Here is a 7,707-nt window from a genome sequence, read left to right as displayed (position 1 = left end):
TCCTCGACCATCTCGCGGATCGCGGCGTTGCTGTCGGCGGCGAGACGGGCGCGATTGCCCGCGGTCGGCGGCAGCGCGTTCACCGTTTCGGCGAGCGCGAAGGGCGCCGCCCAGGCGCTGCGGGCGAGCGCGCGGCGGACGGCGCCATTTTCGCTGGGGTGCGGCAGATGCGCCTCGATCGCGGCATAGCGCGCGCGGCGCTTGGCACTGATCCGCGCCTCGCCGAGCAGCAGATAGGCGAGGATGCCGACGACCGGCACCGCGATCGTCGCGATCAGCCACGCGAGCCGCGAGGCGGGCTCGCGCTGCGGCCGCAGGATGATCCGGCCCAGGATGACGATGAAGACCGCGATGTACGCGGCCCACAGGATCAGGGCGAAATCATACTCCATCGCGGCCAGTTCACCGTGCTTTGGTGCAAAAGGCCAGCGCGAATTTTGGACGGGGCAAGTATGGCGCCCTTGTTCGTCATTGCGAGCGGCGACGCCGCGCGGCAATCCAGAGTGCGCGTGAACCGTTCTGGATTGCTTCGCTCAGCTCGCAATGACGCGGGTGGCGACTTAAAAGTCCTCGGCTACCGCCATCAGCCCCGCGAGCTTTTTCGGCGCGATCGCCAGCCAGCTCTTGCGGAGCCAGTCGCCGATCGCATCCCAGTCGGTATCGCCGAGGTCGAGGCGGATGCCGATCCAGCCGTCGCCGAAATAGGCGGGGCGATAATAGCGCGCTTCGTCGAGTTCGATGAGCTGCGCCTGCTCGTCGGCGCCGCTGATCTTGACCAGCAGCGCGGTCTTGCCGTCGCCATGATGATCGTGGGTGAAATAGGCGAATTTCTTGCCCTTGACGATGCCGAAGCAGGGCATGCCGTGCGAGGTAACCTCGTCGGCTTCGGGCAGCGCCATCGCCAGGGCGCGGACGCGGCCGAGCAGCCAGTCGGGCGCCCGTTCGCGCGTCACGAAGGCGGCGAGCGCGGCGGGATAGAGCTGATGCTCGGCAAAACGGACGCGTTCCGCCAAGGTTTCGGCGGTGTCGCCGGGCACGATCGCGACCGGGGTCTGCGCCAGCACCGGCCCATCGTCGAGTGCGGGCGTGACGACATGGACGCTGCACCCGCCGAAACGGTCGCCGGCGTCGATCGCGCGCTGATGGGTGTCGAGCCCCTTGTAGAGCGGCAACAGACTGGGGTGGATGTTGAGCATCCGGTCGGTCCAGCCGGCGACGAAATCGTCGCTGAGGATGCGCATATAGCCCGCAAGCGCGACATAGTCGGCGCCAGCGGCACGCAGCCGTTCGTCGACCAGCGCGTCGAAGGCGGCGCGCGACATTCCCTTGTGCGATTGCGCCCAGGTCGCAATGCCTTCGGCCGCGGCGAGCGCGAGGCCCGGCGCTTCCGGGTTGTTGCTCGCGACCAGCACGAGTTCATAAGGGCAGTCGGCGGCCTTTGCGGCATAGAGCAGCGCCGCCATATTGGTCCCGGCGCCCGAGATGAGGACGGCGACTTTCGCTTTCGTCACGGCGCCACCCTTTCAATCCGTTCGTGCTGAGCTTGTCGAAGCACTGTTCTTCTCTTTCAAGGTTCAAAGGGAAGGACGGCCCTTCGACAAGCTCGGGGCGAACGGAAATGTGCGTCAGCCGTGGTGCGTGGCGCTCCACGCACCCATCGCGCTCCACGTTTCCGAACCGCCCGACACCGTGCAACCCTTCTCGCCTTCGGCTATATGCCCGATCCGGAACACCGTCTCGCCCGCCGCTTCGAGCGCCGCTGTCACATCGGCAACGTCGCTTTCGGCGACGACGACCGCCATGCCGATCCCGCAGTTGAAGGTGCGCGCCATTTCTTCGGGCTCGATATTGCCCTGCGCCTGCAGGAACGCCATCAGCCGCGGCTGGTCCCAGGCGTCGGCATCGATATGCGCGTGCAGCGTCTTGGGCAGCACGCGCGGGATATTTTCGAGCAGGCCGCCGCCGGTGATGTGCGCGAGCGCATGGACCTTGCCGGTCTTCACGAGCGGCAGGAGGCTTTTCACATAGATGCGCGTCGGCGCCATCAGCGCGTCGATCAGCAGGACGGTCTGATCGAACAGCGCCGGGCGGTCCAGCTTCCAGCCCTTGTCGGCGGCGAGGCGGCGCACGAGCGAAAAGCCGTTCGAATGCACCCCCGACGAAGCGAGGCCGAGGATCACGTCGCCCGCCGCGACCTTGTCGGCGGTCAGCACCTGGTCGCGCTCGACCGCGCCGACGCAGAAGCCCGCAAGGTCATAGTCGCCGTCCGAATACATCCCCGGCATTTCGGCGGTTTCACCGCCGATCAGCGCGCAGCCCGCCTGCTTGCAGCCTTCGGCGATGCTCGCGACCACCTGGGTCGCGACATCGTTTTCGAGCTTGCCGGTCGCATAATAGTCGAGGAAAAACAGCGGCTCGGCACCCTGCACGATGAGGTCGTTGGCGCACATGGCAACGAGATCGATCCCGACCCCGTCATGCTTGCCCGATTCGATCGCGAGCTTGAGCTTGGTGCCCACGCCATCGTTCGCGGCGACGAGCAGCGGATCGTTGAACCCCGCCGCTTTCAGGTCGAAAAAGCCGCCGAAACCGCCGAGGTCGGCATCGGCGCCGGGGCGGCGCGTTGCGCGGGCGAGCGGGGCGATGGCACGGACCAGCGCATTGCCGGTCTCGATCGATACGCCGGCCTGCGCATATGTATAAGGGGCGGGTTGGTTATGCTTGGAATCCATGGCCCGCGCGACTAACGCTTCCGGCCGACAAATGCCATGATTTCCTTGTCGGTGACCTCGACTTTCGCGTAGGGCATGCAGGAATCGTCATCCCGGCGAAGGCCGGGATCTCGCCGGGGCATTATGGCACGAGGTCGAGATTCCGGCTTTCGCCGGAATGACGGACAGAGTGATGGTTGCATCTTGGTTGGGAACAAAGCGTAAGAACCCTATGACTTCGGCCGCTTTCCCCCGTTCGACTCCCGGTCTCCCCCTTCGCTCGTTCGTGCCTCGCGATCGGCGCTGGGCGGCGCTGTTCGGGCTGTTCCTGGCGGTTCTGATCGCGGGCCTCGTCCAGGGGCAGATCGCGCATGGCGACCGCGGCATCACGCCGATCAACAGCAGCGGCGATTTTCTGGCGAGCGGCATCGCGATCGACGTCACCGGCGACAATCCGGAGGATGCGCGCGAAAAGGGCTGGCGCGAGGCGCAGCGCAAGGGGTGGCAGCAACTCTATCGCAAGACCAACGGCAGCGACGGTCCGGCGCTGTCCGATTCGGTGCTCGACGGCATCGTCACCGCGATCGTGGTGGAAAAGGAACAGGTCGGGCCGCGCCGCTATGTCGCGACGCTGGGCGTCCAGTTCGACCGCGTCCGCGCCGGGCAGATACTGGGCGTCAGCGGCCGCACCCTGCGTTCGCCGCCGCTGCTGGTGATTCCCGTCTATTCGATCGACGGCATTCAGCAGGTGTTCGAACAGCGCAGCGCGTGGCAGCGCGCCTGGGCCGAATATAATACCGGGCAGAGCGCGATCGACTATGTCCGCACCGCGGGCACCGGCGCCGACACGTTGCTGCTCAATCCGGGGCAGACCGGACGGCGCGGCCGCGTCTGGTGGCGCGTCATCCTCGACCAATATGGCGCCGCCGACGTGCTGATCCCGATCGCGCGGGTCGAATACAGCTATCCCGGCGGACCGGTGACCGGCCATTTCGCCGCGCGCTACAGCCCCGACAACCGCCTGATCGGCGCCTTCACGATGACCGCGCCCAACGCCGCCGCGATTCCCGACATGATGGAAAAGGCGGTGGCACGGATGGATGCGCTCTACACGCAGGCGCTCGCCGCGGGACAGCTGCGCACCGACGCCTATCTCGTGCTCGAAAAGCCGGTCGAGAAGGAGGATCTGCCCGAAGATGTGGCGACCGACGACACGGTGGTGGCCGGCGAGACCGACACCAGCCTGCCGACGACGGCGCCTGCGGGGCTGCAGACCTTCACGGTCCAATATGCATCACCCGACGTCGAATCGGTTTCGGCGACCGAACGCGCCGTGGGCGGCATTTCGGGGGTTCAGTCGGCAGCGACGAGCAGCCTCGCGCTCGGCGGCATGTCGGTGATGCGCGTCACCTTCCGCGGCGACGTCGGCGCGCTGAAGGCGGCGCTCGCGGCGCGCGGTTTCAAGGTGCAGGAAGGCGGCGGCCAGCTCAGGATCAGTCGCTGATGCCCCGCGGTTCGGGACAGATTGCGCTGCCGCTCGACTGGAGTGCCGGCGGCGCCAACGACGGTCCGCTGATCGTCGGGACGAGCAACGCCGACGCGGTGCGCTATCTGCGCCATGTCGCGACCTGGCCGGTGCGCACCGCGGTGCTGACCGGGCCGCGCGGATCGGGGCGCAGCCTGATGGGGCGGCTGTTCGCGCGCGAATCGGGCGGGCGCGTGATCGACGGTCATGCCAGCGTGTCCGAAGAGGAGATTTTCCACGCCTGGAACGCGGCGCAGGCGTCGGGAACGCCCCTGCTCATCATTGCCGATGCGCCGCCGTCCGAATGGGCGATCGCGCTTCCCGACCTCGCTTCGCGGTTGCGCGCGGTGCCGGTACTGACGATCGGCGAGCCCGACGATTGCCTGGCGCGCGACCTGATCGACGCACTTTTTGCCCAGCGCGGGATGGCGATTTCGCCCGACGTCGCCGCCTATGTCGTGCCGCGGATGGAGCGCAGCTATGCGATGATCCACCGCGTCGTCGCGGCGCTCGACGCCGCATCGCTCGAAAAAGGGCGCGCCATTAGCATTCGTCTTACGCGTGAAACATTACTGTCACAGGGGCTCATCGATCCCGATTTGCTCGAAAGGCAGGAAACAGGCACATGTCGATAACCGGTCAGCCCCTTCGCGCCGATAATGATCCGGTGGTTCCGGGCTTCGACAAGACGAACCCCGACCGCTTTTTCAACCGCGAACTGTCGTGGCTCGCCTTCAACCGGCGGGTGATGGAGGAGGCGCGCAATCCGGCGCATCCCTTGCTCGAGCGGCTGCGCTTCCTGTCGATTTCGGGGAGCAATCTCGACGAATTCTTCATGGTCCGCGTCGCCGGCCTGAAGGGGCAGCAGCTTCAGGGGATCGACGATCCGTCGGCTGATGGCCGCTCGCCGGGGCAGCAGCTCGCCGAGATCGAGGCCGAGGTGAACCGGCTCGTCGACGAACAGCAGAGCGAGTGGCAGAAGCTGCACGGTCTGCTCGCCGAACAAGGGGTCATCGTTCATGGCGCCGGGTCGGAGCGCGAGCGACTGCGCGCCTCGCTCCGCCAATATTTCAGCGAACAGATATTCCCGATCCTGACGCCGCAGGTGCTCGATCCTGCGCACCCCTTTCCCTTCATCCCCAACCGCGGCCTTGGCGTGATCTTCGATCTCCAGCGCCAGGCGACGGGCGACACGGTGCGCGAACTGGTGATGATCCCCGCTTCGCTGCCGCGACTGGTGCCGGTACCGGGCGAGGCGACGAGCTTCGTGCCGATCGAATATCTGGTCGAACTGTTCGCCGACCTGATTTTCCCCGGCTATGCGAGCCGCTCGATCGGCGTGTTCCGCATCATCCGCGACAGCGACATCGAAATCGAGGAAGAGGCCGAGGATCTGGTGCGCCTGTTCCGCACCGCGATCCGCCGCCGCCGGCGCGGGCGGGTGATCCTGCTCGAACTCGAGGCCGACATGCCGGCCGAACTGGCCGCAGTGCTCAATGCCGATATTCAGGGGCATGAAGCGATCGTCGCGAAGATCGGCGGTTTCGTGGGGCTCGCGGCGCTGTCTGCGCTGGTCGATGTCGATCGCCCCGACCTGAAATTCCCGGCCTATTCGCCGCGTTTTCCGGAACGCATCCGCGAACATGGCGGCGATTGTTTCGCGGCGATCCGCTCCAAGGACATCGTCGTCCATCACCCCTATGAAAGCTTCGACGTCGTCGTGTCCTTTCTGCGGCAGGCAGCCGCCGATCCCGATGTCGTCGCGATCAAGCAGACGCTCTATCGTGCCGGCAACCAGTCGCCCGTCATCCGCGCGCTGATCGAGGCGGCGGAGGCGGGCAAGTCGGTGACGGCGGTTGTCGAACTCAAGGCGCGCTTCGACGAGGAGCAGAATCTGCTCTGGGCGAACCAGCTCGAACGCGCCGGGGTGCAGGTGGTTTACGGTTTCATCGAGTGGAAAACGCACGCCAAAATCTCGATGGTCGTGCGCCGCGAAGGGCAGGGGTATCGGACCTATTGCCACTTCGGCACGGGCAATTACCACCCGATCACCGCGCGCATCTATACCGACCTCAGCTTCTTTACCGCCGATCCGCGCGCGGGGCGCGATGCGGCGCAACTGTTCAACTATATCACCGGTTATGTCGAGCCCGAGCGGCTCGAGCTGGTGACGATGTCGCCGCTCAACATGCGCGCGCATCTGTGCGAGCTTGTCGATGCCGAGATTGCGGCTGCGCGAGCGGGATTGCCGTCGGGGCTGTGGGCCAAGATGAACAGCCTCGTCGACCCCGGCATCATCGACAAGCTTTACGAGGCGAGCGCGGCGGGGGTGCCGATCGAGCTGATCGTGCGCGGCATCTGTTGCCTGCGTCCCGGCGTTCCCGGCCTGTCGGAGACGATCCGCGTCAAATCGGTCGTCGGCCGTTTCCTCGAACATAGCCGCATCTGGGCCTTCGCCAACGGATCGCGCCTGCCGCACCAGCGCGCCAAGCTTTATATCTCGAGCGCCGACTGGATGCCGCGCAACTTCGACCGCCGCGTCGAATATATGATCCCGATCGAGAACCCGACCGTCCACGACCAGATATTGGATCAGGTGCTCGTCGCCAATCTGATCGACAATGAACAAAGCTGGGTGCTGCAGGCCGACGGCACCTATGTGCGCGTCGATCCGGGCGACAAGCCGTTTAACCTGCACCATTATTTCATGAATAACCCGTCGCTTTCGGGGCGCGGGACCGCGCTGCACAAGCGGCAGGATGTGCCGACCCTCGATTTCAACATGCGCGAAGACTGACACTTGCCGATCGCCCGTTCCAACAGACTGACCGCCCATCGTTCCGCCGTCATCGATATCGGGTCCAACTCGGTCCGCCTCGTCGTCTATGAAGGGCCGCCGCGCGCGCCCGCGGTGATCTTCAACGAAAAGGTGCCGGCCGGGCTGGGCCGCGGGCTTGCGATCGACAATCGCATCGCGCCCGAAGATGCCGAACGCGGGCTGATCGCGCTGCGCCGCTATGCGCTGCTCGCGCGCCACATGGAGGTGAAGGACCTGCAATGCGTCGCGACCGCGGCGGTGCGCGATGCAGAGAACGGCCCCGATTTCATCGCCGGTGCTGCCGAGGCGGGATTGAAGATCCGCCTGCTGTCGGGCGAAGAAGAGGCCGAAGCGGCGGGCTGCGGCGTCATCTCGGCAATCCCCGACGCGCACGGCATCGCGGTCGACCTGGGCGGCGGTAGCCTTGAGCTGGCCGAAGTGTCGGGCGGCACCGTCGGGCGGCGCGCGTCCTTCCCGCTCGGCGTGCTGCGCCTGCCCGCGCTGCGCAAGCAGGGGCAGCAGGTTTTCGAGCGATCGGTGCGCAAGATGCTCAAGGGCGCGGGCTGGCCGGACAATATGACCGGGCTGCCGCTCTATCTTGTCGGCGGATCGTGGCGCGCGCTGTCGCGTCTCGACATCGAACTGACGCAGGA

Annotated in this window: 7 protein-coding genes; 4 read left to right on the top strand and 3 right to left on the bottom strand. The window is 66.1% G+C overall.

Annotation, left to right across the window (positions count from 1 at the left end):
* From ABS88_RS21755 to purM, 3 genes are all read right to left on the bottom strand, one after another.
* On the bottom strand, nucleotides 1–392 hold a 392-nt coding region (locus ABS88_RS21755), incomplete at its 3' end, for a PLDc N-terminal domain-containing protein (protein ID WP_286750565.1).
* 168 nt (nucleotides 393–560) lie between these two features.
* Nucleotides 561–1,511, bottom strand: a complete 951-nt coding sequence (purN, locus tag ABS88_RS21750; RefSeq protein ID WP_286750564.1) for a phosphoribosylglycinamide formyltransferase — start codon at nucleotides 1,509–1,511, stop codon at nucleotides 561–563.
* A gap of 114 nt (nucleotides 1,512–1,625) precedes the next feature.
* On the bottom strand, nucleotides 1,626–2,732 hold the full coding sequence (gene purM, locus ABS88_RS21745) for a phosphoribosylformylglycinamidine cyclo-ligase (protein WP_286750563.1): 1,107 nt from the start codon (nucleotides 2,730–2,732) through the stop codon (nucleotides 1,626–1,628).
* A gap of 265 nt (nucleotides 2,733–2,997) precedes the next feature.
* Between purM and ABS88_RS21740 the strand changes: the two genes are divergently transcribed.
* The 4 genes from ABS88_RS21740 to ABS88_RS21725 all read left to right on the top strand — a co-directional run.
* Nucleotides 2,998–4,215 carry a heavy-metal-associated domain-containing protein gene (locus ABS88_RS21740; protein ID WP_231737351.1) on the top strand — a complete coding sequence of 406 codons (1,218 nt, stop codon included), beginning with the start codon at nucleotides 2,998–3,000 and terminating at the stop codon, nucleotides 4,213–4,215.
* The gene (locus ABS88_RS21735) at nucleotides 4,215–4,871 is read left to right on the top strand and encodes an HdaA/DnaA family protein (RefSeq protein ID WP_003047844.1); all 657 of its coding nucleotides are present in this window, start codon (nucleotides 4,215–4,217) and stop codon (nucleotides 4,869–4,871) included. Before ABS88_RS21740 ends, ABS88_RS21735 begins: the two co-directional genes overlap by 1 nt.
* Nucleotides 4,862–7,033 (top strand): RNA degradosome polyphosphate kinase, encoded by a 2,172-nt coding sequence (locus tag ABS88_RS21730; RefSeq protein WP_286750562.1) that lies wholly within the window; start codon nucleotides 4,862–4,864, stop codon nucleotides 7,031–7,033. The genes ABS88_RS21735 and ABS88_RS21730 overlap by 10 nt, the downstream gene beginning before the upstream one ends.
* 3 nt (nucleotides 7,034–7,036) lie before the next feature.
* Nucleotides 7,037–7,707: Ppx/GppA phosphatase family protein (locus tag ABS88_RS21725; RefSeq protein WP_502686176.1), on the top strand; the 671-nt coding region annotated here is incomplete at its 3' end.

This window comes from Sphingopyxis sp. SCN 67-31, from assembly GCF_001725095.1.
The sequence above is the reverse complement of the archived record's forward strand: the minus strand, read 5'-3'. Positions and strand labels throughout refer to the sequence as shown.